This is a genomic window from Nocardia brasiliensis (genome assembly GCF_011801125.1).
Lineage (GTDB): Bacteria > Actinomycetota > Actinomycetes > Mycobacteriales > Mycobacteriaceae > Nocardia > Nocardia brasiliensis_C.
Genome location: NZ_CP046171.1, coordinates 7,252,722 through 7,275,449 on the forward strand (window position 1 = coordinate 7,252,722; position 22,728 = coordinate 7,275,449).

General features: G+C 69.8%; 19 protein-coding genes. 9 read left to right on the forward strand and 10 right to left on the reverse strand.

The window, feature by feature from the left end; genetic code table 11:
• Positions 1-18 precede the first annotated feature (18 nt).
• From F5X71_RS33165 to F5X71_RS33175, 3 genes are read left to right on the forward strand one after another with little or no spacing between them, the layout of a single operon-like run.
• Positions 19-657, forward strand: a complete 639-nt coding sequence (locus F5X71_RS33165; protein ID WP_167465516.1) for a hypothetical protein — start codon at positions 19-21, stop codon at positions 655-657.
• Positions 654-1,385 carry an ESX secretion-associated protein EspG gene (locus F5X71_RS33170; protein WP_167465517.1) on the forward strand — a complete coding sequence of 244 codons (732 nt, stop codon included), beginning with the start codon at positions 654-656 and terminating at the stop codon, positions 1,383-1,385. The genes F5X71_RS33165 and F5X71_RS33170 overlap by 4 nt, the downstream gene beginning before the upstream one ends.
• Before the next feature lie 54 nt (positions 1,386-1,439).
• Positions 1,440-2,288, forward strand: coding sequence for a polyphosphate kinase 2 family protein (locus F5X71_RS33175; protein WP_167465518.1), 849 nt, complete (start codon positions 1,440-1,442; stop codon positions 2,286-2,288).
• 5 nt (positions 2,289-2,293) lie between these two features.
• Here the strand turns inward: F5X71_RS33175 and F5X71_RS33180 are convergent, their stop codons facing one another.
• On the reverse strand, positions 2,294-2,554 hold the full coding sequence (locus F5X71_RS33180; RefSeq protein ID WP_203218239.1) for a hypothetical protein: 261 nt from the start codon (positions 2,552-2,554) through the stop codon (positions 2,294-2,296).
• A 293-nt stretch (positions 2,555-2,847) separates the two neighbouring features.
• On the opposite strand from F5X71_RS33180, the gene F5X71_RS33185 reads away from it, so the two are divergent.
• Positions 2,848-3,621, forward strand: coding sequence for a DsbA family protein (locus F5X71_RS33185; protein ID WP_167465519.1), 774 nt, complete (start codon positions 2,848-2,850; stop codon positions 3,619-3,621).
• Positions 3,618-4,184: a vitamin K epoxide reductase family protein gene (locus F5X71_RS33190; RefSeq protein ID WP_167465520.1), complete on the forward strand. Its 567-nt coding sequence runs from the start codon at positions 3,618-3,620 to the stop codon at positions 4,182-4,184. Before F5X71_RS33185 ends, F5X71_RS33190 begins: the two co-directional genes overlap by 4 nt.
• A gap of 12 nt (positions 4,185-4,196) precedes the next feature.
• Here the strand turns inward: F5X71_RS33190 and F5X71_RS33195 are convergent, their stop codons facing one another.
• On the reverse strand, positions 4,197-5,282 hold the full coding sequence (locus tag F5X71_RS33195) for a S1C family serine protease (RefSeq protein ID WP_167465521.1): 1,086 nt from the start codon (positions 5,280-5,282) through the stop codon (positions 4,197-4,199).
• Positions 5,283-5,431: 149 nt separating this feature from the next.
• Here F5X71_RS33195 and F5X71_RS33200 point away from each other — a divergent pair, with 149 nt between their 5' ends.
• From F5X71_RS33200 to F5X71_RS33210, 3 genes are all read left to right on the forward strand, one after another.
• Positions 5,432-6,484, forward strand: a complete 1,053-nt coding sequence (locus F5X71_RS33200) for an NAD(P)-dependent alcohol dehydrogenase (RefSeq protein ID WP_167465522.1) — start codon at positions 5,432-5,434, stop codon at positions 6,482-6,484.
• Positions 6,485-6,542: 58 nt separating this feature from the next.
• Positions 6,543-7,772 (forward strand): AI-2E family transporter, encoded by a 1,230-nt coding sequence (locus F5X71_RS33205; protein WP_167465523.1) that lies wholly within the window; start codon positions 6,543-6,545, stop codon positions 7,770-7,772.
• Positions 7,773-7,872: 100 nt separating this feature from the next.
• Positions 7,873-8,604 (forward strand): ZIP family metal transporter, encoded by a 732-nt coding sequence (locus tag F5X71_RS33210; protein ID WP_167465524.1) that lies wholly within the window; start codon positions 7,873-7,875, stop codon positions 8,602-8,604.
• Between the two features lie 103 nt (positions 8,605-8,707).
• On the opposite strand, the gene metE is transcribed toward F5X71_RS33210, so the two are convergent.
• The 3 genes from metE to aceA form a co-directional block, all read right to left on the reverse strand.
• Positions 8,708-11,011 carry a 5-methyltetrahydropteroyltriglutamate--homocysteine S-methyltransferase gene (metE, locus tag F5X71_RS33215; RefSeq protein ID WP_167465525.1) on the reverse strand — a complete coding sequence of 768 codons (2,304 nt, stop codon included), beginning with the start codon at positions 11,009-11,011 and terminating at the stop codon, positions 8,708-8,710.
• A 90-nt stretch (positions 11,012-11,101) separates the two neighbouring features.
• Complete coding sequence (locus F5X71_RS33220; RefSeq protein WP_014988627.1) at positions 11,102-11,974, reverse strand: 3-hydroxybutyryl-CoA dehydrogenase; 873 nt, start codon at positions 11,972-11,974, stop codon at positions 11,102-11,104.
• A 380-nt stretch (positions 11,975-12,354) separates the two neighbouring features.
• On the reverse strand, positions 12,355-13,644 hold the full coding sequence (gene aceA / locus F5X71_RS33225) for an isocitrate lyase (protein WP_040739499.1): 1,290 nt from the start codon (positions 13,642-13,644) through the stop codon (positions 12,355-12,357).
• A gap of 481 nt (positions 13,645-14,125) precedes the next feature.
• On the opposite strand from aceA, the gene F5X71_RS33230 reads away from it, so the two are divergent.
• The gene (locus tag F5X71_RS33230; protein WP_167465526.1) at positions 14,126-15,259 is read left to right on the forward strand and encodes an alpha/beta hydrolase family protein; all 1,134 of its coding nucleotides are present in this window, start codon (positions 14,126-14,128) and stop codon (positions 15,257-15,259) included.
• Positions 15,260-15,344: 85 nt separating this feature from the next.
• Here F5X71_RS33230 and puuE read toward each other — a convergent pair whose 3' ends face one another.
• Genes puuE through F5X71_RS33255 form a run of 5 tightly spaced genes read right to left on the reverse strand, consistent with a single transcriptional unit; the run spans position 15,345 to position 22,261 of the window.
• Positions 15,345-16,241, reverse strand: coding sequence for an allantoinase PuuE (gene puuE / locus F5X71_RS33235; protein ID WP_167465527.1), 897 nt, complete (start codon positions 16,239-16,241; stop codon positions 15,345-15,347).
• Positions 16,238-17,203 carry an allantoicase gene (alc, locus tag F5X71_RS33240; RefSeq protein WP_167465528.1) on the reverse strand — a complete coding sequence of 322 codons (966 nt, stop codon included), beginning with the start codon at positions 17,201-17,203 and terminating at the stop codon, positions 16,238-16,240. Before alc ends, puuE begins: the two co-directional genes overlap by 4 nt.
• Positions 17,203-18,447, reverse strand: a complete 1,245-nt coding sequence (locus tag F5X71_RS33245) for a DUF6986 family protein (protein ID WP_238816071.1) — start codon at positions 18,445-18,447, stop codon at positions 17,203-17,205. The genes alc and F5X71_RS33245 overlap by 1 nt, the downstream gene beginning before the upstream one ends.
• Before the next feature lie 50 nt (positions 18,448-18,497).
• Positions 18,498-21,410: a molybdopterin-dependent oxidoreductase gene (locus tag F5X71_RS33250; RefSeq protein WP_167465529.1), complete on the reverse strand. Its 2,913-nt coding sequence runs from the start codon at positions 21,408-21,410 to the stop codon at positions 18,498-18,500.
• Positions 21,407-22,261: an FAD binding domain-containing protein gene (locus F5X71_RS33255; RefSeq protein ID WP_167465530.1), complete on the reverse strand. Its 855-nt coding sequence runs from the start codon at positions 22,259-22,261 to the stop codon at positions 21,407-21,409. Before F5X71_RS33255 ends, F5X71_RS33250 begins: the two co-directional genes overlap by 4 nt.
• Positions 22,262-22,728 lie beyond the last annotated feature (467 nt).

Consider the following 22,728-nt stretch of genomic DNA (forward strand, 5'->3'; position numbering starts at 1 on the left):
CAGTAGGGAACTGAAGCGATGGCAGACTCCGCGGCCAAGGCCACCGCAGCACACATCCGCCAGGAGCTCGCCGGGTTACGTACCGGCGCAACCGATCCCGCGTACGCGCCGGATCGTGAGCTGTTCGGCTCCTTTACCCACCAGGAGATCTGGGAGCTGGTCCGCGAGCCGCTGAATCCCGCCGCGCTCGGCCAGGTCGCGGCGGCCTGGCAGGCCAACGCGAGCGCGCTCGCCGAGGCCTTCCAAGCCTTTTCCGACGCGGTCAACCGGGAATTCGCGCGCTGGTCCGGCCATACCGCCGACGCCGCGCTGCGCGCCACTCGGGAATTCGTGCGCACCGGCATCGACGCACAGGAGGTCTGCCGTGCGGTGGCGCGGCTGATGGAGCTGAACAGCGATGCGGCGCAGACCATTCGGGACGCGATCGCGCCGCCGGAACCGTATCGGCCGCTGGACGATCCGGCCGCCGAGGTGGTCTACGGCGGCAAGCGCCGGATGGCCCACGACAGCGCCGCCGCCGATCTCGAAGCCGACGTCCGGGACACGATGACCTACGTCTACACCCCGACCATGCCCGCATCGGGCGACCGCGTGCCCCGCTTTCCCGCACCACCCGACGGCGCGCGCCGCGCCGGCGACGGGGGCGCCGCGCGGTGAAATGGGTGTTGACCCCGGACGAGTTCTCGCACGTCTGGGAAAACGAGACCAGCCTGGACCGCAGGCCGTATCCGGTCAACATGGTGCCCGCCGCCACCGTGCGCACCGAATCCGAGTACGCCGCACTGCGTTTGCCGCAACGCTTCGCCCGCCAGGCCGACCCGGACCTGGCCGCGGCGCTCATGCTGTGCGGCCGCACCGACGCCACCGCCATCACCCTGTCCGGGGAGCGGAACACACCGCCGCGCAACGGTTGCGAGCCCGGGTCCGAGCGCATCCTGGCCTACGCCGCGGTGGTGCACAATCACGCGGGCATCCTGGTCGCCACCCCGGAGAAGGTGACGGTGCTGATGTGTCACGCCCGCGCCGTCGGCGAACGTCTCGTGCAGATCATCGGCCCGGCCCGCCCCGGCAAGCTCGGCACCATGCGCGAACCCCAGGACGCGGTGCTCGGTCCCGATCGCGGCGAACCGTTCGGCACCAACGGTCATCGCGGCGCGGCGCGGCTGCGGCACACGCTGCGCAAGCCGGTCGACGGCCGCGGCTTCCTCACCGTCACCGTCGAACCGGAGAACCCGATGTCGCCGCCCACCCGCCACCGCACCTGGCTCGATTTCAGCGGCGACGGCCGGTACCTGCTGACCACCGCGCAGGACCTCATCCTCACCCCGGTCTCGGACGAGGACTTCGCCGCGCAGTTGGTCGCCCTCGCCCACATCCGGGTTTGACACGCTGCGCCGTCGCGCCGACCCATCCGGCCGTTACCTGGTTAGCTAGAGCGCATGGCTAAGAAGGGCTGGTCCGTCCCGGCTACCGAGGCGCTGAAGGCCGACGGTTTGCAGATCACCGAGCTCGACACCTCCGCGACGCCGGGCTTCACCGGTGACAAGGCGGTGGGTCTGGACCTGCTGGCCGAGCGCACCACCGTGCTGTCGGCGTTGCAGGAACGGCTCTACGCCAACGGCCGCTCCGGCGATCTGCGCAGCGTGCTGCTGGTGTTGCAGGGCATGGACACCGCGGGCAAGGGTGGCATCGTCCGGCATGTGATCGGCTCGGTCGATCCGCAGGGCGTCGATCACCACGCGTTCGGCGTGCCGACCGAGGAGGAGAAGCGCCACCACTATCTGTGGCGCATCCGCAAGGCGCTGCCGCGCGGCGGCCAGCTCGGGGTGTTCGATCGCTCGCACTACGAGGACGTGCTGGTGGTGCGCGTGCACAACCTGGTGCCCGAAAGCGAGTGGGAGCCGCGCTACGACGAGATCAACGCCTTCGAGCGGGAACTGGTCGACGAGGGCACCACGGTGGTGAAGGTCGCGATGTTCGTCTCGCTGGACGAGCAGAAGAAGCGCCTGCGCGAACGGTTGGACCGGCCGGACAAGTACTGGAAGTTCAACCCGTCCGACATCGATGAGCGGGGCTACTGGCCCGCGTATCAAGAGGCGTACCAGGCCATGCTGGATCGCACGTCCACCGAGTACGCCCCCTGGCACGTGGTGCCCGCCGACCGCAAATGGTTCTCCCGGCTCGCGATCACCGAACTGCTCATCGACGCGCTGGAGCGCCTCGACCTGGCATGGCCCGCGGCGAAGTTCGATGTCGAGGAGCAGAAGCGGCGGCTCGAGAAAGCCTGACGGCGCTACAGCAGCGGCCGAACCTGTTCGGCGACAAAGTGAACGAACCCCTCGGGGTCCGGTTCGTCGCCGGTCGGCTGGAGCACGACCGTGTCCGCGCCCGCCTCGGCCAGCGCGCGGACCGCGTCCGCGATCGAATCCAGCAGCGTCCCATCGGCATGCGACCCGCACAGTCGGATCGAGCGCGGCCCCTGGCCCCCGCGTACACGCGCGGCGATTGCCGACGTGCAGGCGCTCGGTCCAGGCCAGCGCGGCAGCCCTCCCACAGCCGCAGCTGTGCCAGTCCCGATTCCTCGGCGACCCCGGCCACGGCGTGCAGCCGTTCCGGCGGATTCTGCGGGCGCAATACGGCCTCGAGGGCAGTCATCCCACCATTGCCGGCCGCGCGCGGCGATACCCACATGGAATTTTCGCCGTCGCCAGTGCCCGATATTTCGGAAGTTCTCAGGTTGGTTCACGATGATGTGGGCCGTGGCCCGACCACACGGGGACGAGTTCGCGCTCTACCATCGTGGCGGGCAGGTACCGGCAGTCGAGCGAAAGGCGTGGTGAACGCACGGTGAGCAAGAAACCGGCTGGGAAGAAGAACCCGTTGCTTGCGGCGGATCGCGCCGAACGCAACCGCAAGATCTTCATCCAGGTGGCCGTGGCCGCCGTGCTGATCGGCCTGATCGCCGCCATCGGCATCGGTGTCGCGGTGAAGAAGGCCCGCAAGGACGACCCCGGCCCGTCCCCCTCGATTCCGGTCGCTGCCAACCAAGCCCCCGACGCGGTCACCGGCACCATCACCGACAACGGCGCGGTGCGCATCGGCAAGCCGAACGCGAAGGTCACCGTCCGGATCGTCGCCGACCTGCAGTGCCCCGCGTGCAAGGGCTTCGAGGACGCGAACGCCCAGGTGCTCGCCGACGCGGTGAACAACGGAACGGCCACGGTCGAATACAACGTGATCGCGTTCCTGGACAAGGCCTCCACCACCCGGTACTCGACCCGCGCGGCGAACGCCGCGTACTGCGTCGCCGAGGCGGACCCGACCAAGTTCCAGGGTTGGGTGTCCTCGATGTTCGCCCAGCAGCCGCCGGAGGGCGGCGCCGGGCTGCCCAACGACAAGCTGGTGCAGATCGCCAAGGACGCGGGCTACCCCGACGCGGTGGCGAACTGCATCACGGATGTGAAGTACGACAAGTACATTCAGGCGCGCACCGATGAGGTGCTGAAGAGTGGCATCAAGTCGACCCCGTCGGTGTTCGTCAACGGCAAGCAGGTCGAGTCGAGCCAGGAGATCTTCGGGCCCGGCGGTCTCGGTCCTGTGATCGCCGCCGCGGCGCAGTGATCACCGCCCCGCCCCGGGCCGCCTGGGTACTGCTGCTCGGCGGGCTACTCGGCTGGCTGGCCTCGGTGGCGCTGACCATCGAACGGTTCAAGCTGTTCACCGACCCCGGCTATACCCCGTCGTGCAGCATCAACCCGATCCTGTCCTGCGGCTCGGTGATGGTGACCAAGCAGGCCGCGGTGTTCGGGTTCCCCAACCCGATCATCGGCGTGGTGGCCTTCTCCGTGGTGGTCACCCTCGGGGTGCTCGCGGTGGCCGGGGTGGGGTTGCCGCGCTGGATCTGGGGCGGGCTGTGGCTGGGCAACCTGCTCGGCGTCGGCTTCATCTGCTGGCTGATCTTCCAGAGCTTGTACCGGATCAACGCGCTCTGCCCGTACTGCATGGTGGTGTGGGCCATCGTCACCCCGCTGCTCGCGGTGGTCACCGATCAGCTCTGGGGCGGCTCGCGTGGGCCGTTGCGGGTGCTCGCGGAGTGGCGGTGGACGATCGTCGCCCTGTTCTACGCGGTGGTGCTGCTGCTGGTCTTCCTGCGGTTCCAGGACTACTGGCTCTCGCTGGTCTGAGTCGGCCAGGTTCTAGTTCGGGGTGCCGCGCGCGAGCACGACCGGCACCGTGCGCCGGTTGCCGCCGGCGTCGGTCACGTCGAGCTGGATGGTGTCCTCGGGTTTGCGCACGTTGATCGCCGCGTGCAGCGCGCGGGCGGAGGTGATCGCGCGTCCGTCCACCGCGGTGATCACCTCGCCGCGGGTCAGCCCGGCCGCGTGCGCGGGCAACCCGTAGATCGCCAGATCGATCCGTGCCCCAACGGGTTTCGCGTCGGAGGTCAACACGCCGAGCGTCGCGGTCGGGCCGATGTGCACGGTGTCGGTGGGGATGCCGGAACGGATCTGCCGCACCACCGCCATGGCGGTGTCGATCGGCACCGCGTATCCGTTGGGCGGGCGGCCCCCGGAGCGCGCCGGATCGCCGGAGGCCGCCGCGATCACCCCGACCACCGCGCCCTGATGGTCGGCCAGCGCGCCGCCGGATTGCCCGGAGCTGACCGCCGCGGCGATCTCGAGCATGCCGGTCAACGGCTTGCGGGACAGGTCGGCGGCGTTGAGCGCGACGATGGTGCTGTTCAGGTCGGTGAGCGTGCCGTGCAGCGCGGTCGGGGTGCCGCCGACACCGCCCGCGTTGCCGATCGCCAGCACCTCGTCGCGCACGCGCAACTGCGCCGAGGTGCCGACGCGCGCGGTGGTGAGGTCGGCCGCCCCGGAGAGCTCGAGCAGCGCGATGTCGGCGGCCGCGTCGTAACCCAGCACCACCGCGTCGTAGGTGCGGCCGTTGCCGACGTCGGTCGCGGTCACCGTGTCGGCGCCCTTGACGACATGATGGCTGGTCAGCACCTGACCGTCGGCGGTGAGCACGATGCCCGACCCGGCGGCGCCGAGCCCGAACGGGCGCGCGGACGCGCTGATGTCGACCAGCGCCGGATCCACGAGGGCGGCGACCGCGGCAGGATCGAGCGGCGGCGGCGCGGGTTCGAGCGGCGCGGCGATCTCGGCCGCGTCCGGCGCCAGGCCCGGCAGCTCGCCCCGATAGCCGAGGAATCCGGCCACCGCGAGCAGCGCGGCGACGATCGTCACCAGCGCGCGGCCCCCATACCGTTGGTCAGTCATGGCTCTCCGCTCGGTTCACCTGCGCCTTCCATTGTGGCTGGCGGTGATCATGTTCGAGGGCTATCGACGCCGCCGCCGAGCCGAGCCGTTCGTGATTGTTTACACGTCATGGTTGGCAACCGGGCGCATGCGGCGGTAGGCATGTATGCATGACGACAGCAGCCGCATACGCGATGACCGCACCCGATGGCTCGTTCGAGAAGAGGACCATCGAGCGCCGGGAGCTGGGCCCGCACGATGTGCTGATCGACATCAAATACGCGGGCATCTGCCACTCCGACATCCACACCGCCCGCGACGAGTGGGGCGGTGCGAAGTATCCCTGCGTGCCCGGCCACGAGATCGCGGGGCTGGTCGCCGCGGTCGGCCCCGCGGTGAGCAAGTACCAGGTGGGCGACCGGGTCGGCGTCGGCTGCATGGTCGATTCCTGCGGTGTCTGCGGGCCGTGTCTGGCCGACGAGGAGCAGTACTGCGCCCGCGGCGCGACGATGACCTACAACACGGCCGTCGCGGAGTCGGTGCAGCCCGGCGGACACACCCTCGGCGGCTACTCCACCCAGATCGTGGTGACCGAGAACTTCGTCGTCGGCATTCCCGAGGGCATCGGGCTCGACGTGGCGGCGCCGCTGCTGTGCGCGGGCGTCACCCTGTTCTCGCCGCTGCGGCACTGGCAGGCCGGGCCGGGCAAGAAGGTGGCCATCATCGGCATGGGCGGGCTCGGGCACGTCGGGGTGAAGATCGCCGCCGCGCTCGGCGCCGAGGTCACCGTGCTCAGCCACTCGCTGAGCAAGCAGGAGGACGGCAAGCTCTTCGGCGCCAGCCACTACTACGCCACCAGCGACAAGCAGACCTTCCGTGACCTGCGCGGCAAGTTCGACCTGATCCTCAACACCGTCTCGGCGGACCTGCCGATCGATTCCTACCTGAAGCTGCTGAAGCTCGACGGCACCCTGGTGATCCTCGGCCTGCCGGAGAACCCGATGAGCATCAAGCCGTTCACCATCACCGGGCTGCGCCGCTCGCTGGCCGGTTCGATGATCGGCGGCATCGCCCAGACCCAGGAGATGCTGAATTTCTGTGCCGCACACGGCATCGGCGCCGAGATCGAGGTGATCTCCGCCGACGAGATCGACGGCGCCTACGACCGGGTGGTGGCCAGCGATGTGCGCTACCGCTTCGTCATCGACGTCTCGACCATGTGATCCGAGCGCGCACCACCGGATACGCGGTGAGACCGCCCGATATGGGTAACTTGGCGATGTGGCCTCCGAAGCAGACGACAACGCGACAGCGCCCACGGACGCACCGCACCCGGCAGCGCCCGGCGAGGCCGTGGTCACCGCGGAGATGACCACCGCGCCGCCGCCCTGGCTGCTGCGCGCGTTCCTGCTGGCCGCGGCCACGGTGGCCGGCCTGTTCGCGGCCTATTGGGCGCTGACCCGGCTGCAAGGCCTGCTCACCATCGTGCTGGTCTCGCTGTTCCTGGCGTTCGCCATCGAGCCCGCCGTGAACTGGCTGGCCCGCCGCGGCATGCGCCGCGGGCCGGCCACGGGCCTGGTCTTTCTCGTCCTGATCACGGTGGTCGTCGCGTTCTTCTGGACGCTGGGCTCGCTGCTCATCGACCAGGTCACCACCCTGGTCAACAACGCGCCGCAGTACGCCGATCAGGGCATCGACTGGTTCAACCGCACCTTCAACACCCAGGTGTCCGGCACCGACCTCGAGAAATACACCAGCGACTGGAGCAAGTACCTGGAGGGCGCGGCGGGCAACGTCTGGGACATCGGCACGAAGACGGTCAGCGTGACGTTCCAGTCGCTCGGGGTGCTGCTGTTCACCTACTATTTCGCCGCCGACGGCCCGCGATTCCGCAACGCGGTGTGCTCGCTGCTGCCGCCGCGCAGGCAACTGCATGTGCTGCGCGCCTGGGATATCGCCGTGCAGAAGACCGGCGGCTACATCTATTCGCGCGGATTGCTCGCGCTCGCTTCGACTTTGGCGCACTACGTCGCGTTGCGGGTACTCGACGTGCCCTCGGCGTTCGCGCTCGCGCTGTGGGTCGGTGTCGTCTCGCAGTTCATCCCGACCGTCGGCACCTATCTCGCGGGCGCGCTGCCGGTCATCGTCGCATTGGTGCACGACCCGTCGGACGCGCTGTGGGTGCTCGGGTTCATCGTGCTGTATCAGCAGTTCGAAAACTATGTGCTGCAGCCGAGAATCACCGCGACCACGCTGGACATGCATCCGGCCGTCGCCTTCGGCGCGGTGCTCGCTGGCGCCGCGCTGCTCGGCGCCACCGGTGCGCTGCTGGCCATCCCGGTCACCGCGACCGTCCAGGCCTTCGCCGGGGCCTACGTCCGGCGCTACGAGGTGCAGACCGACGTCGACACCTCCACCCCGCCGCCGCCACCGCCGCCCAAACCGCACCGAAAGTGGGCCAGGCAGCTGACCATTCGATTCACCGGAGCAGGCCACTCGAAGGGCGAGTAGCCGGGCCGTCGGCACGACGCGCCGGGTCGGGTGCGCCGGGCGCCGAACTCGCCGATCCGAGATGCCGGGCGCGTCGCGACCGATCACCCATGCTGGAACGATGGCGATTCTGCTGGCGCTGGTTTCCATGTGTTCCACGCTGATCGGCGGTTTCGTCGCGGTCCGCATCGGCGACCGCAGGCATCTGGTGCTCGGGCTCGCCGCGGGCGTGATGCTCGGCGTCGTCTTCTTCGACCTGCTCCCCGAGGCCCTGGAACAGTCCGATCAGCGCCTGCTCGGCGTGCCCGCCGTGCTGATCGCCGCCGTCGGCGGGTTCCTGACCATCCACGTGATCGAGCGCGCGGTGGCCATCCACACCGGCCACGAAGACGAATTCGGCACGCACACACATGGTTTCGAATCGGTCGGGCTGCTCGCCGCGGCCGGGCTGATCTTCCACAGCTTCCTGGACGGGCTCGGCATCGGGCTCGGCTTCCAGGCGGGCGCCACCGTCGGCGCGGCCGTGGCCATCGCGGTCATCTCGCACGACTTCGCCGACGGTTTCAATACTTTCACCATCTCGACGCTCTACGGCAACGCCCGCAAGCGCGCACTCACCCTGCTCGGGCTCGATGCCGTCGCGCCGGTGGTCGGCGCCGCGGTCGGCACGCTGATCCATGTGCCCGACGGCATGGTCGGCCTCTACCTCGGCTACTTCGGCGGCTTCCTGCTCTACCTCGCCACCGCCGACATCCTGCCCGAGGCGCACGCCGAGCATCCGTCCCGGCTCACGCTGGCCTGCACCGTGCTCGGCGCGGCCGCGATGTTCGTCGTCGCGGCGCTGAATCACTGATAGCCCCGGCACTGAATCACTGATCGCCCCCGGCGAAACAGCGACTCGGCCCGGAAACGAACGCCGCCCCCTGCGGAACCGGGGGCGGCGCGGCACGCTTCGGTTATTCGTCGGCCAGCGCCCTGCGGCGGACGCGGCGGGCCGCCGCGACCAGGTTGCGCAGCGAGGGCTCCAACTGCCAGTAGTGCCTGGTCTTCAAGCCACCGTCGGGATTGGCCCATAGTCGTTCGGGCGTGATGGCTTTCGCCGCGGCGGTGAGCAATTCGTCGAGCTCGTCGATGTCCGGGATGCGCGCCGATCGGCTCTCGTAGACGCCGGGACCGACACCGTGACTCAGGCCGTGCGCGGTGCCGCTGTCGGCCTCGAGCGCGGTCACCACCCATTCGATCGAGCGGGTCGCCACGATCGCGGTGACGTCGGCGTCGAGTTCCTCGATCGCGTCCACCACCTCGGCCCGCCCGGAATACCCGATGTGCGTATGGATCTGGGTCTCCGGCCGCACGCCCGAGGTGGCCAGCCGGAACGCGCCGACCGCCCAGCGCAGGTACTCCGCGCGCCCTTCGGGACGCAGCGGCAGCATCTCCCTGATCGCAGGCTCGTCGACCTGGATGATCGCGATGCCCGCCTTCTCCAGGTCCGCGAGCTCGTCCCGGATGGCCAGCGCCACCTGGTCCGCGGTCTCGTGCAGCGGCTGATCCTGGCGGACGAACGAGCGCGCGATCATGGTGACCGGCCCGGTCACCATGCCCTTGACCGGCTTGTCGGTCAGCGATTGGGCGTAGCTGATCCACTCCACCGACATCGGCGCGGGGCGCGACACGTCACCGTAGATGATCGGCGGTCGCACACAACGGGATCCGTACACCTGCACCCAGCCGAAGTGGGTGGTCGCGAAGCCGTCGAGCAGCTCGGCGAAGTACTGGATCATGTCGTTGCGCTCGTGCTCGCCGTGCACCAGCACGTCGAGCCCGATGTCCTCCTGCAACCGGATCGTCGACTCGATCTCGGCCTCGATCCGCTTGCGGTAGTCGTCGTAGGACAGCCGCCCCTGGCCGAGTTCGTGGCGCGCCTGCCGGACCGCGGTGGTCTGCGGGAAGGAACCGAGCGTGGTCGCGGGCACCGGCGGCAGGTTCAGCCTGGCCTGCTGGGCCTGCTTGCGCACCTCATACGGTTCACGCGCCCGCATTTCCGGCGTCACCGCGTAAACCCGTTGCCGCACCGCGTGCTTCTGCTTGAAGTGCACCTCGGTCGGCCGCTTGCGCCACTTGTCCGACGGCCCCTCGGTGAGCGCCTTGGCCAGCGAAACCACCTCGCCCACCTTCTGTTTCGCGAAGGCGAGCCGGTCGGCCACGTTACCCGGGATGTCGTACTCGATGAGCAGGTCGTAGGGCACGTGCAGCAGCGTCGTTCCGGTCGAGACCACCAGGTCGGGGCAGACCTGCGCGAGCTGGTTGAGGTACTCCAGCGTCACGTAGCGGTCGGCCCGCCACACGTTGCGACCGCTGATCACACCGGCGTACAGGCGCTTACGGCGGATGCCGGGGATCTGCGCGAGCTCCTCCGGACGGATGCGATAGCTGGCCAGGTCGAGGCCGATCGCCTCGACATTGCTGGCCGCCAGCAGCCGCAGCGCCTCGCCGAAATCGCCGTACTGCCCGGTGACCAGCATTCGCGGGCGCAGCGGCGCCTTCGAAAGCCGTTGGTAGGCACGGTCGAACGCGGCCAGCTCGGCGGGGGTGCGCTCGCTGGTGAACGCGGGCTCGTCCAGCTGCACGCAGGTCGCGCCGCGTTTGGCCAGGATCTCGAACAGCTCCTCGTACACCGGCAGCAGCTTGTCCAGCAGGCTCACGGTGTCGAATTCGTCCTGGCCCGGCGTCTGTCCCGCCTTGGACAGCAGCAGCAGCGACAACGGGCCGAGCACCACCGGACGCAGCTCGATGCCCTGGGCCTTGGCCCGGTCGAATTCGTCGAGCAGCGCCTCGGGATGCAGCGAGAATTCCGTGCCCGCCGCCAATTCCGGCTGCCGGTAGTGATAGTTCGTGCCGAAGAATCGGACCAGTTCCAGCGGCGGCAGGTCGGGTCGCCCGCGCGCCATCAGGAAATAGAAGTCCAGCGGGTCCATCTCGTCCCGAAACGGCTCGAACCGCTCGGGCACCGCGCCGAACAGCAGGGCGTTGTCCAGCACGTGGTCGTAGAACGAAAAGGTATTGCCCGGCACCTGGGTCAACCCGGTCGCGGCCAGCTCGTTGAACTGGCGCTCCTGGATGTCGCGGCCCACCGCGAGCAGTTCGTCGCGGGCGAGTGCGCCGCGCCAATAGGCCTCGAGTGCCCGCTTGAGTTCTCGATGCGGCCCGATCCGCGGGTAGCCGAGAATGCTCGACCCGTAGCCGTCGGTCACGTTCACCATGAGCGCGCTGCTCCCTTCGATGGCTGCGCGGCGCCCATCATCTGGAATGGACGCCGCACGCTAATGCGCCTGGGGTTGGATCGAAAGAGCTCAGGCTCGGTTGTACTGGTAGAAGCCCGCGCCGGTCTTCTTGCCGAGCAACCCAGCTTCGACCATACGCATGAGCAGCGGCGGAGCGGAGTACAGCGGCTCCTTGAATTCTTCGTACATCGAGTCGGCGATCGACTTCACGGTGTCCAGGCCGACCAGGTCGGTCAGGGCGAGCGGACCCATCGGGTGCGCGCAACCGAGCACCATGGCCTTGTCCACGTCGTCCTTGGTGGCGAAGCCGGACTCGACCATCCGGATGGCCGAGAGCAGATACGGCACCAGCAGCGCGTTCACCACGAAGCCGGAGCGGTCGGCGGAGCGCACGACCTGCTTGTCGAGCACCTCGCCGGCGAAGGCCTCGGCCCGCTTGGAGACCGCCTCGCTGGTCTTGAGCGTGGTGACCAGCTCGACCAGCGGCAGCACCGGCACCGGGTTGAAGAAGTGCATGCCGACGACCCGCTCGGGCTGGGTGGTGGCGACCGCGATCTTCATGATCGGGATGGAGGAGGTGTTGGAGGCCAGCACGGCAGACGGGTCGGTGACGACCTTGTCGAGCTCGGCGAAGATGGCGGTCTTCACCTTCTCGTCCTCGAGCACCGCCTCGACCACCAGCTGGCGATCGGCGAAGTCGTTGAGGTCGGAGGTGAACCGCAGCCGCCAGGCGGCCTGCTCGCGCTCGCGCTCGGTGATCTTGCCGCTGCTCACGCCGCGGTCGAGCGAGCGCAGGATCCGAGCGCGGCCGGCGGCGGCCAGCTCCCGGGTCTGCTCGTAGACGAGCACGTCGACGTGCGCGCGTGCGCACACCTCCGCGATTCCGGCGCCCATCTGTCCGGCGCCGATGATGCCGACGCGTTGAATCTTCTCGCTGCTCACGTCCCGCTCCTGCTGTTGGTCTGGCTAGTCGGTGGCTGTGTTGGATTTGCGGTGCGGCCGGGCCCTGCGTGGTTACGCAAGCTGCCTCCTCCGGGCCGGACGGTCGCACTGCGGCGGGGGTTTGCTCTGGTGCGAGCGGACCCTCGATCGTCCAAGGTATAGGGATGCCCTCCCCACTGGGGCTGTTCAGTGGGGAGGGCGGTACACCCCTACTGGAGTAGAGGTCTAGCGGTATTCACGTCGGGCAAACCTCCCGTGGCGAAAACCTCGGTCAGGCGACGTCGGTGCCAACACAACCCCGGCTAGGGCGAGCCCGACGAGCCCGTTCGCGGCCGGTTCGCGGCCGCGAACACGCGGCGCCGCTGGCGCCGCCGACCAACTCAGTGGAACTGGCCCTCTTCGGTCGAACCCTTCAGCGCGGCGGTGCTGGTGTTCGGGTCGACGGTGGTGGCGATGGTGTCGAAGTAGCCGGCACCGACCTCACGCTGGTGCTTGATGGCGGTGAAGCCACGCTCGGCGGCGGCCTTGAACTCGCGCTCCTGCAGGTCGACGAAGGCGGTCATGCCCTCGCGGGCGTAGCCGTAGGCCAGGTCGAACATGCCGTAGTTGAGCGAGTGGAAGCCGGCCAGGGTGATGAACTGGAACTTGAAGCCCATCGCGCCGAGCTCACGCTGGAACTTCGCGATGGTCGCGTCGTCCAGGTGCGCCTTCCAGTTGAAGGACGGCGAGCAGTTGTAGGCCAGCAGCTGGTCCGGGAACTCGCCACGCACGGCCTCGGCGAACTTGCGCGCGACCTCGAGGTCCGGCACGCCGGTCTCCATCCAGATCAGGTCGGCGTACGGGGCGTAGGCCTTGGCGCGCGCGATGCAGGGCTCGATGCCGTTCTTCACACCGAAGAAGCCCTCGGCGGTACGGGTGCCGTCCAGGAACTCCCGGTCGCGCTCGTCCACGTCGGAGGTGATCAGGGTGGCGGCCTCGGCGTCGGTGCGGGCGATGATCACCGAGGGAACGTCGGCGACGTCGGCGGCCAGACGCGCGGAGGTCAGGGTGCGGATGTGCTGCTGGGTGGGGATCAGCACCTTGCCACCGAGGTGGCCGCACTTCTTCTCCGAGGCCAGCTGGTCTTCCCAGTGCACACCGGCGGCGCCGGCGGCGATCATGGCCTTCTGCAGCTCGTAGGCGTTCAGCGCGCCACCGAAGCCGGCCTCGGCGTCGGCGACGATCGGAGCCAGCCAGTTCTTGACCGAGTCGTCGCCCTCGACCTTGGCGATCTCGTCGGCGCGCAGCAGCGCGTTGTTGATGCGACGGACCACCGACGGCACCGAGTTGGCCGGGTACAGCGACTGGTCCGGGTAGGTGTGGCCGGACAGGTTCGCGTCACCGGCGACCTGCCAACCGGACAGGTAGATGGCCTTCAGGCCGGCGCGGACCTGCTGGACCGCCTGGTTGCCGGTGAGGGCGCCCAGGGAGTTGATGTAGTCCTCGTTGTTGACCAGATCCCAGAGGATCTCCGAACCGCGGCGGGCGAGAGTGGCCTCTTCGACGACGGTGCCCTGGAGCTTCGAAACCTGCTCCGCGGTGTAGTTACGGGTGACGCCCTTCCAGCGCGGGTTGGTGTCCCAATCCTGCTGGATTTCCGCAGCGGTCTTCGGGGTGCCGGCGTTCGACATCTCTGACTCCACTTCCTCGTTTAGGTCGATGTGCCCCACGGCCGAGCGGATAAACGACTCGAACTGCTGGAGCGGCAATTTGCAGGCTTGCTAGGCCCATGGGGTGTACTTCCACACGATTGCACAATGCGAAATGGCCGTCTACCTGTTGCTAATGTGAATCTCAGCTAGGTTTCCCGATGGGTTTGCTAACTTTGCAAAATTTGCGGGCTAATTGCAAAGGTGCAACCTACCGGCTGGTAGCCCTGACGTGCGGTTTCAGCGTAACGCTCGTACTGTTTGATCTCGGCGGCCCCCGCACCGCCGACTCCCGCCCACATTCCGGTTTGTGAGGACGTTCACAAGCGCGGGCGGGCGCCACCGGTGTGGCCCACACCACCTGAGCCAGGTCCGCGTGCGCGCGGTCGGGCACACTCGTCCTGAACAAGAGTCCGGCTGTCCTCGGGAGACAGCACGCACCCCGGATCCTCCAGGAGCTCTCATGCGGAAACCGGTCATAGCCGCGGCGATCACCCTCACCTGCGCCCTCGGCCTGCCGAATCTGCCTGCCGCGGCGGCCGCACCGGTCGGCGCCGTCGAATCGGTCGGCGCGCTGGCCCCCGCCGCGACGCCGCCGACCGCGGCGCGGTCGAGCCGCATCCTCTACAGCTCGACCACGGCGAACGACGAGCCGACCACCGCCAGCGCGGCCGTCTACTTCCCGGCGGGCGAGCCGCCCGCGGGCGGCTGGCCGGTCATCGCCTGGGCGCACGGCACCGTAGGGATCGGCGACGACTGCGCGTACAGCATCGCGGGGCCGGGCGCGGTCGAACGCGACTGGGCCTACCTGGGCACCTGGCTGGACCAGGGTTACGCGATCGTTGCCGCCGATTACGCCGGGCTCGGCACGCCGGGCGAACACCCGTATCTCAACGGGGTCGTCGAGGCACACAATGTCGTGGACGCGGTCAAAGCCGCCACGGCGCACTATTCGTCACTGTCGAAGAAGTGGGCGGTGGTCGGGCAATCCCAGGGCGGGGGCGCCGCCATCTTCACCGCGCGCTACGCCACCGAATTCGGCGGGCCGGAGCTCGACTATCGCGGCGCGGTCGGCACCGGCACGCCCGCCTATATCGAGGACATCCTGCTACCGCTTGGCCCGCACGTGCCGCCGGTGAAACTCAGCTCACACACCACCGCATACGTGCTCTACATCCTCAACGGCCTGCGCACCACCTTCCCCGAGCTGGACATCGAGTCCTACCTGACCGACGCGGGGCGCGCCTGGCTGAACACCGCCCGCACCGCCTGTGTGGTCCCGCTCGGCGACGAACTCGGCGCGCACGGGGTGATCATCGGCGATCTGTTCAGCAAGCCGCTCGCGCGGATCCCCGATCTGCACGGGCTGCTGAGCCGCTATCTCGGCCTGCCCGAATCCGGTTACGACAGGCCGATCTTCCTGGGGCAGGGCCTGCGCGACACCGACGTGATCACCCCGGAGACGCTGCGCTTCGCCGCGGTATTGCGGGCGAACGGTCAGCCGGTCCAGCTGCATGTCTATCCCGACGACCACAGCGGCACCGTGAACGCCTCACTGCCCGACTCGGTGCCGTTCGTCCGCGGCCTGTTCAGCTGAACCGACTGCCGCGGCCGCGCATCGAGCGGCCGCGGCATCGATCAGGGCCGGCGTCGAATCCGCGGTCCGCGCGCGTCACTCCGGCTCAGGACGGCGGGTGCACCGCGCGCCAGTGCTCGGCGATCTCGATGCGACGGGCGATCCAGACCTTGTCGTGCGACTGCACGTGGTCCAGGAAGCGCTCCAAGGCGGCCATGCGCGCGGGACGACCGACGATGCGACAGTGCAGCCCCACCGACAGCATCTTCGGACTGCCCTGCACCCCTTCGCGATACAGCACGTCGAAGGCGTCGCGCAGGTGCGCGAAGAACTGCTCGCCGGTGGGGAAACCGGCGGGCGAGGCGAAGCGCATGTCGTTGGTGTCCAGCGTGTACGGCACCACCAGCTGATCGGTGCCGTGCACGGTGACCCAGTAGGGCAGATCGTCGGCGTAGGAGTCGGAGTCGTAGACGAAGCCGCCGTGCTCGACCACCAGCTCGCGGGTGTTCGGCGAGTCGCGCCCGGTGTACCAGCCGAGCGGGGCCGCCCCGGTGAGCTCGGTGAGGATGCGCACCGCCTCGGCCAGGTGCGCCCGCTCGGTGTCCCGGTCGGTCAGTTGATAGGACTGCCAGCGCAGGCCGTGCCCGGCGATCTCGTGCCCGAGTTCACGAAAAGCGGCCACCGCCTCCGGATTTCGCTGCATCGCCCGCGCCACCGCGAAGATGGTCAGCGGCAGGCCACGTCGCTCGAACGCGCGCAGCACCCGCCACAGCCCGGCCCGCGACCCGTACTCGTAGAGCGACTCCATGCTCATGTGCCGATTCGGAAACGCCTCGGCCGGAGTCATTTCCGAGAGGAAGGTCTCCGAGTGCGGGTCACCGTCGAGGACGTTGCGCTCGCCGCCCTCCTCGTAGTTCAGCACGAACTGCACGGCCAGCCGCGCGCCGCCGGGCCAGCGCGGGTCCGGCGGCGTCGGGCCGTAGCCGACGAAATCCCGGCTCAACCGCCCAGCTCCCCGTAGAGGCGCAGCCGCGCCAGACCACCGTCGGGGTAGATGTCGAGGCGGACCTCCTCCACCGACGCCGCCATCGGCGCGATCGCGAACTGATGCCTGGTGTCCGGCAAAAGGTCGGTGCGCGGCAGCAATTCGAGCTCGGTGCCGTCGGTGGTGCGACCGGTGAGCCGGGCCGAGCCCGGACTGTTGCCGAGAAAGTAGGAGGTGTCGAGCTCGGCCAGCCGGATCAGTCCGGGACCGGCGAGCCGGATCCGTACCCAGTCGTTGCCGTCGTCGCGACGCCGCGCGGTCTCCCAGCCGTCCCCCATCCGGCGGGCCAGTCCCGGGTACAGCAGTTGATTCGGCGAGCTGTAGAAGCGGTTGGAGCAATCCAGCACCAGCGCACCGTTTTCCAGCGCCGCCAGGTCCAGCGGGCCGAGCCCGAGCAGTCGGGGATCGGGGCTGCCCTCGCCGTGCACCCGGAGCCGGGCCACGCCGCCGTCGGGATGCATGGTGAGCCGCACATGCGTCCACCGTCTTTCGCTCGCGACCGGGAACGGGTTGCGGCTATCCCCCGCCACCGGGGCGTGATCGATGAGCGTCACCCAATCCGTGCGCGCGGCAATGCTTTCCGCGCTCGGGTAGTCCTGCACCTCCAGCGCGGACACCGAAACGGCAGGCGGGTAGTTGCCCTTGAACCAGGCGGTGTCCACCACGATGCCGCGGATCACGCCGGGCACCCCGAGCCGCACGATGGCCGAGTCGTCGCCCGGCTTGCCGCGGTGCCTGCGGGTCTCCCACCCGTCGTACACCTGTCCCTTGTGCCCGAACGTCGAGGTCTGGTACTCCGCCGGGCCCGGGTTGATCAAATTCTCCTTCTCCGCGAAGAATTCGTCGTTCGCCCAGATCACCGAGCCACCCAGCGGACGTACCGCCAGGTCGGGCAGCAGCGTGAAGTCCGCGTCGGTCATCAAGCCTCCTCGATCGGCGCGCGGGTGACCAGGGCGCGCAGCACCGCGGTGGTGAGTTCGGGCGCGCGCTCGGTCAGCTCCCGCGGGGTGCGCGCACCGCAGTCGAGTCCGCGTAACACGGTGGCGGCCAAGGCCTCCGCGGTGGCCGGTTCATCCATGACGCCGCCCGAGCGCCGGTCCAGATAGGCCTGCAACCGCGGCACGGCCACGTCGATGGCCTGGCGGAAGAAGTCGTAGGTCGCCAGCCAGCGGGTGACCAGGTGGCCCGGGTGCATGTCCCAGCCCTGGTAGTAGCCCCGCCGCAGCGCCCGCGCGACCAGCCGGTGATGGTTGCGCAGCGCCGCTTCCGGCGCCGCGTCGGGCACGATCTGGGTGGAGCCGTCGCACACCCACACCCCGGTCTGCGCGGCCGCCACCTGCATGACGGCCTTCGCGTAGTCGGCGGCGGGATGGTCCAGCGCCTGGTCCGGAGCCGCGACCCCGCACGCGGCGGTGTAGTCGTAGGTGCCGAAATGCAGCGCGCTGCAACGCCCCTCGGCCAGGCCGAGCATCCGCGCGATGGGCGCGCTGCCGTCGGCGGCGATGATCGCCTGCGGGCTCTCGATCTGCAGCTCGAACTTCAGCGCGCCCGCGGCCAGGCCGTAACCGTGCTCCAACCCTTCGCAGAGCGCGACCAGCGCCCGAACCTGCTCCGCCGCACGGATCTTGGGCACCGTGAACACGAAGCCCTCGGGCACTTCGCCCATCGCGGTCAACACCAGCTCGAGCGTGCGCAGGGTGCGAGCGCGCTCGGCCGCGGCGAGCCCCTTGGTCCGGATGCCGAAGCTGTGCGGTCGATCGGTCCGCCGCGCCCAGGCGGCCAGCACGGCGCCCGCCTCGTGGGCCGCCTTGTCCTCCTCGTCGTCGGCGCGGAACCCGTAGCCGTCTTCGAAGTCGACGCGCAGATCCTGGATCGGGTCCTGCTCGAGCCGCGTGCGCACATCGGCCAGCGAGCCGGTGGCGTCGAGTTCGGTCAGCAACCCGGACTGCGCGTCCAGCAGCTCGACGGCCGCCGCGCCCCACTCGCGCGGCGTGTCCTCGGCGATCCGGTCGGCGGGGACATAGGCGACGTGGATCGGCTGCGCCCGCCCGTCCGGCCCCGGATAGCGCGTGCGCAACTCGGTATCGACGGCATCGAGAATGGTGTCGATCCGCGCTCGGACCCGCTCCGGCAGTTGGGCTCGATCCGCGGCCCTCGACGGCACGCCATCGCCGCCCTCGCTGCCGCCTCCGGGCCTGATGCTCACGCCGCGTGTCACCGTAGTTCTCCTTCCTGCATGGCCCGCCAAATACGCTCGGCGGTCATCGGCAGCCGGTCCGGCCGCACCCCGACAGCATCGCGTATCGCGTTCGCCAGCGCGGGGGCGACCGGGTTGTACGGGGATTCGCTCATCGACTTCGCACCGAGCGGGCCCAGCGCATCGGCGGTATCGGCGAAATACACCTCGGTGCGCGGCACGTCCGCGAACTGCGGGATGTGATAGTGCCGCAGCGACTGCGTGGTGACCAGTCCCGCCGCGCTGCGCATGTCCTCGTAGAGCGCGGTGCCGAGCGCCTGCGCGACGCCGCCCTCGACCTGTCCGCGGCACTGCACCGGGTTGAGCACGGTCCCGGCGTCGGCGGCCTGGACCGATTGCAGGATGCGGATCGCGCCCGTGTCCGGCTGGACCGCGACCCGGAAGGCGTGCACGTTGAAGCTGACCGAGCGGGGGCTGCCCGCGTGCTCGCCGTGCGCGGTCAACGCGCCGTCGGCCAGCAGCGCCGCGGCATCGAAGAACTGATCCCCGCAGCGCACGCCCGCCGTCTCGAGCACGCAATCGTGTTCGGGCAGCCCGGCCAGCTTCGCCGCCCGGCCGAGCAGCAGGCCGCGCAGCTCCAGTGCCGCGGCGTAGGTCGCCTTGCCCGCGACCGCGATACCGGTGGAGCCGAAGGCGCCGGTGTCGTGCCCGACCAGGTCGGTGTCGGATTGCCGGATCACGACGCGCGACACCGTTGTCGCCAGTGCCGTGGCCGCGAGCTGCGCGTGCACCGTCGTGGTGCCGTTGCCGAACTCCGCGGTGCCGACCCGGATCTCGTAGCGCCCGTCCGGCAGCAGCGTGGCCGTGGCCTCGGAGCGGTGCCCGCGCGGCGGAATGGTCGCGATCATCGAGACCGCCATGCCGGTGCCGACCCGCCAGCCCGGATCCGGCGCGGCTACGCCGTTGCCGCGCACCAGTGCCCGCTCGGCCAGATCGATGCACTGGTCGAGGCCGTAGCTGCCGAAGCTCAGGTCGCCCTCGTCCACCGCGGCGCCGACGAACGCGTCGCCGGGGCGCACCACATTGCGCCGCCGGAACTCGAACGGGTCGATGCCGAGCGCGCGCGCCAGCTCGTCGAGCGCGGACTCGACCCCGAAGATGACCTGGCCGAGTCCGTAGCCGCGAAAGGCGCCGGAGGGAATGTTGTTGGTGTACACCGCCTGCGCGTCGACCCGCTTGTTGGCGCAGCGATAGATCTCGATCGATTCGCCGACGCCGTGGAACAGCACGCCCGCGCTGTGATTGCCGTAGGCCCCGCCGTCGGCGAGCACGTCCACCACCAGCGCGGTCAGCACGCCGTCGGCGTCGGCGCCCGCGCGCACCGCGACCCGCATCGGATGGCGGCAAGTGGCGGCGGTGAATTCGTCGCCCCGGGTGAACTCGTACTGCACCGGCCGCCCGGTGCGCAGCACGGCCAACGCGATCAGGTCCTCCGCGAGCATCTCCTGCTTGGCGCCGAAGCCGCCGCCGACCCTGGCGGCGAACACTCGCACCCGGTCCTTGCGCAGCCCGAAGAGCTGGCACAGCTCGTCGCGGACCAGGAACGGCACCTGAGTGCTGCACCGCAGGACCAGCCTGCCGTCCGCGTCGAGCCAGCCCACCCCGCCGTGGGTTTCGAGGTGCACGTGCTGCCCGCGCGGCGAATGCCACACGCCGCTGACCACTTTCGCCGCCGCCGCGAGCCCGGCCGCCACGTCGCCGACCTCGCCGTGCACCTCGGCGATCAGGTTGCGGCGCGGGTCGGCGATCCGCGCCGAATCCGGTTTCTCCGCATGCAGTTTCGGCGCGTCCCGCCGCAGTGCCGCCGCCGGGTCGAACACCGCGGGCAGCACCTCATAGGTCACCCGCAAGGCCAGGCAGCCCGCGCGCGCGGCCGCCAGGCTGTCCGCGACCACCGCCGCCACCCGCTGTCCGACGAACCGCACCGTGCGATCGAGCACATACGTGTCGTCCGGGTCGTCGGCCCGCAACTCATGCCGGGCCGTGGAGAACGCCACCCGCGGCGCGTCCGCGTAGGTGAGCACGGCCCGCACCCCGTCGATCGCCGTCGCGGCCGAGGTATCGATGGACACGATGCGCGCGTGCGCGTGCGGACTCGGCAGCACCGCGAGGTGCAGCGGGGCGCTCGGCGGCGAGACCTCGTCCACCTCGGTCGATTTCCGGCCCACCGTGGCGGCGGCGTGCGCGCCGTCGTCGCGCGGCGCGATATCGAAGGTGAACGGTTCGGCCCCGCGCACGATCCGCGGCCCGGCCGGCGCACCGACGCCGGCCCCGGCGACACCGTTGGGCCGCCGCGCTTCTGCGCCGCCTGGTCCCGGATCAGGTTGTTCCGCGCCGCCTTCCGCGACGCCGGTGAGTGCGTCCGCGATCGCGCGGTAGCCCGTGCAGCGGCACAGGTTTCCCTTCATCAGCTCGGCGACCACGGCGGGGGCGCGCGCGGCCAGTGGCGCGGCGGCGGGCTCGGCCGCCGTGGGTCGCGCGACCTGATGCGTGGACGCGCCGTCGGTCGTGCAGGAGCGACCGCATGCCGCGTCGGCGGCGCCGAGACCGGCGGCCGTCACCACCATGCCCGCGGTACAGAATCCGCACTGGAACGCGGCGTGCTCGACGAATCGGCGCTGCACCGGATGCGGGTCTGCCGCGGTGCCGAGGCCCGCGGCCGTGGTGACCGCGCGCTCTGCGACGCGATGGGCCGGGATGAGACACGAGTGCACCGGCTGACCGTCGAGCTGAACCGTGCAGGCACCGCAATCGCCGGTGTCACAACCCTTTTTGACCGCGAGGGCACCGTGCTCCCTGAGCAGGGTGCGCAGGCACTGGCCCGGCCGGGGGTCGACCTCGACCACCCTGCCGTCGATCTCGAGGTTCATCGCGACTCCCCCGCGTGCCGTAGCTCGGCGACGACCGCACGGGCGAGCAGGCCGGTGACGTGCGCGCGCCAGTCGGGCGCGCCGTGCGGGTCGTCGAACCACAGCGCCGGATCGAGCCCCGCGACCTGTGCGCCCACCTCGTCCACGCTCGGCACCGCACCGAAGTCCAGCACGACGGGACGCGTGGTGGCCGCGCTGATCGTGATCGCGCACCGGCCGCCGGGGTCGCGACGCCCCATCACCACCGCCCCCGAACGCCCAAGCGGCGCGAGCGCGATCTTCCGGAAAGCGGTGTGCGCCAGCAAGCTTGCGCGCGGCACGGTGATCGAGCGCAACACCTCACCTGGCGCGAGCACGTTGCGCCCCGGGCCGAGCACGAACTCCCGCAACGGAATCCGCCGCTCGGCACCGTCCGGCCGCCACACCAGGGCCACCCCGTCGAGCGCGGTCAGGGCCGCCAGCACACCACCGGCGGGCAACGACAGGCAGATGTTGCCGCCGACGGTCGCGGTCCGCCAGATCTTGTGCGAGGCAAGCAACGCCCGGCAGCCCTGCGCGAAAAGTCTTGTGCCAGGCCAGTCTTCGCGCAACACCGGCAACCCGAGCTCGCGTCCTGGCCGCGCACCGGCGAACTCGGCCAGCGTGCACGTCGCGGCGATCTCCAACCCGTCCGGCACCTCCGTCAGGGCGGGCCAGCCGAGGGCGGTGATGTCGACGAGCCGGTCCAGCCGCTGCTGCGGCTCGGAAAACAGAAAGGTCCCGCCGGCCAGTACGGCACAGGTCGCGCTCAGCGCCCCCAGATCCGCCCGCTCCCGCGCCACCAGTACTTCCCGAATCGTGTCCAGGTCCACGTCTCACCTCGCTCCACTACCGCTGCCGCCAACCCTAGAAGCGCGGAGTTGCCACGATGTTGCGCAATCTCCGCGCCGGATTGCGCGGTCGTTACCCGCGCCGACCAGCGCGGCCCCGATGCCTGTCCACGGGTCGCCGAACCGGCCCCCGCGCCGTCCGGCATCCGCCCGGCTCACCTCCGCCCAATCAGAGGCGACCCTGTTCCAGTATCCCGCACACACGCTGAACAGGGCTTACTCCACACCCACGGCCGCGACCGGCTCGACACGCTAGAGCACGCTCGACACCGGGCAGCCGCGTGATTAATGTCCATCGCGGCTCGCTCGATGTGACATATCCCACGCCGGCGGCGAGCCATCCCTCACCGATGTGCGCGGCCCGCAGCCCTGCTGTGGCTCGCCATGTCCATACGCGGAAGGGCCCCACCGATAAACACCGACCAGCGGACGGCGCCTGCCGACCGAGA

Coding starts and splice junctions, on each gene's coding strand:
- F5X71_RS33165 (WP_167465516.1), top strand. CDS start 19: ATGGCAGACTCCGCGGCCAAGGCCACCGCAGCACACATCCGCCAGGAG.
- F5X71_RS33175 (WP_167465518.1), top strand. CDS start 1,440: ATGGCTAAGAAGGGCTGGTCCGTCCCGGCTACCGAGGCGCTGAAGGCC.
- F5X71_RS33195 (WP_167465521.1), bottom strand. CDS start 5,282: ATGACTGACCAACGGTATGGGGGCCGCGCGCTGGTGACGATCGTCGCC.
- F5X71_RS33200 (WP_167465522.1), top strand. CDS start 5,432: ATGACGACAGCAGCCGCATACGCGATGACCGCACCCGATGGCTCGTTC.
- F5X71_RS33210 (WP_167465524.1), top strand. CDS start 7,873: ATGGCGATTCTGCTGGCGCTGGTTTCCATGTGTTCCACGCTGATCGGC.
- metE (WP_167465525.1), bottom strand. CDS start 11,011: ATGGTGAACGTGACCGACGGCTACGGGTCGAGCATTCTCGGCTACCCG.
- aceA (WP_040739499.1), bottom strand. CDS start 13,644: ATGTCGAACGCCGGCACCCCGAAGACCGCTGCGGAAATCCAGCAGGAT.
- F5X71_RS33230 (WP_167465526.1), top strand. CDS start 14,126: ATGCGGAAACCGGTCATAGCCGCGGCGATCACCCTCACCTGCGCCCTC.
- alc (WP_167465528.1), bottom strand. CDS start 17,203: ATGACCGACGCGGACTTCACGCTGCTGCCCGACCTGGCGGTACGTCCG.
- F5X71_RS33250 (WP_167465529.1), bottom strand. CDS start 21,410: ATGAACCTCGAGATCGACGGCAGGGTGGTCGAGGTCGACCCCCGGCCG.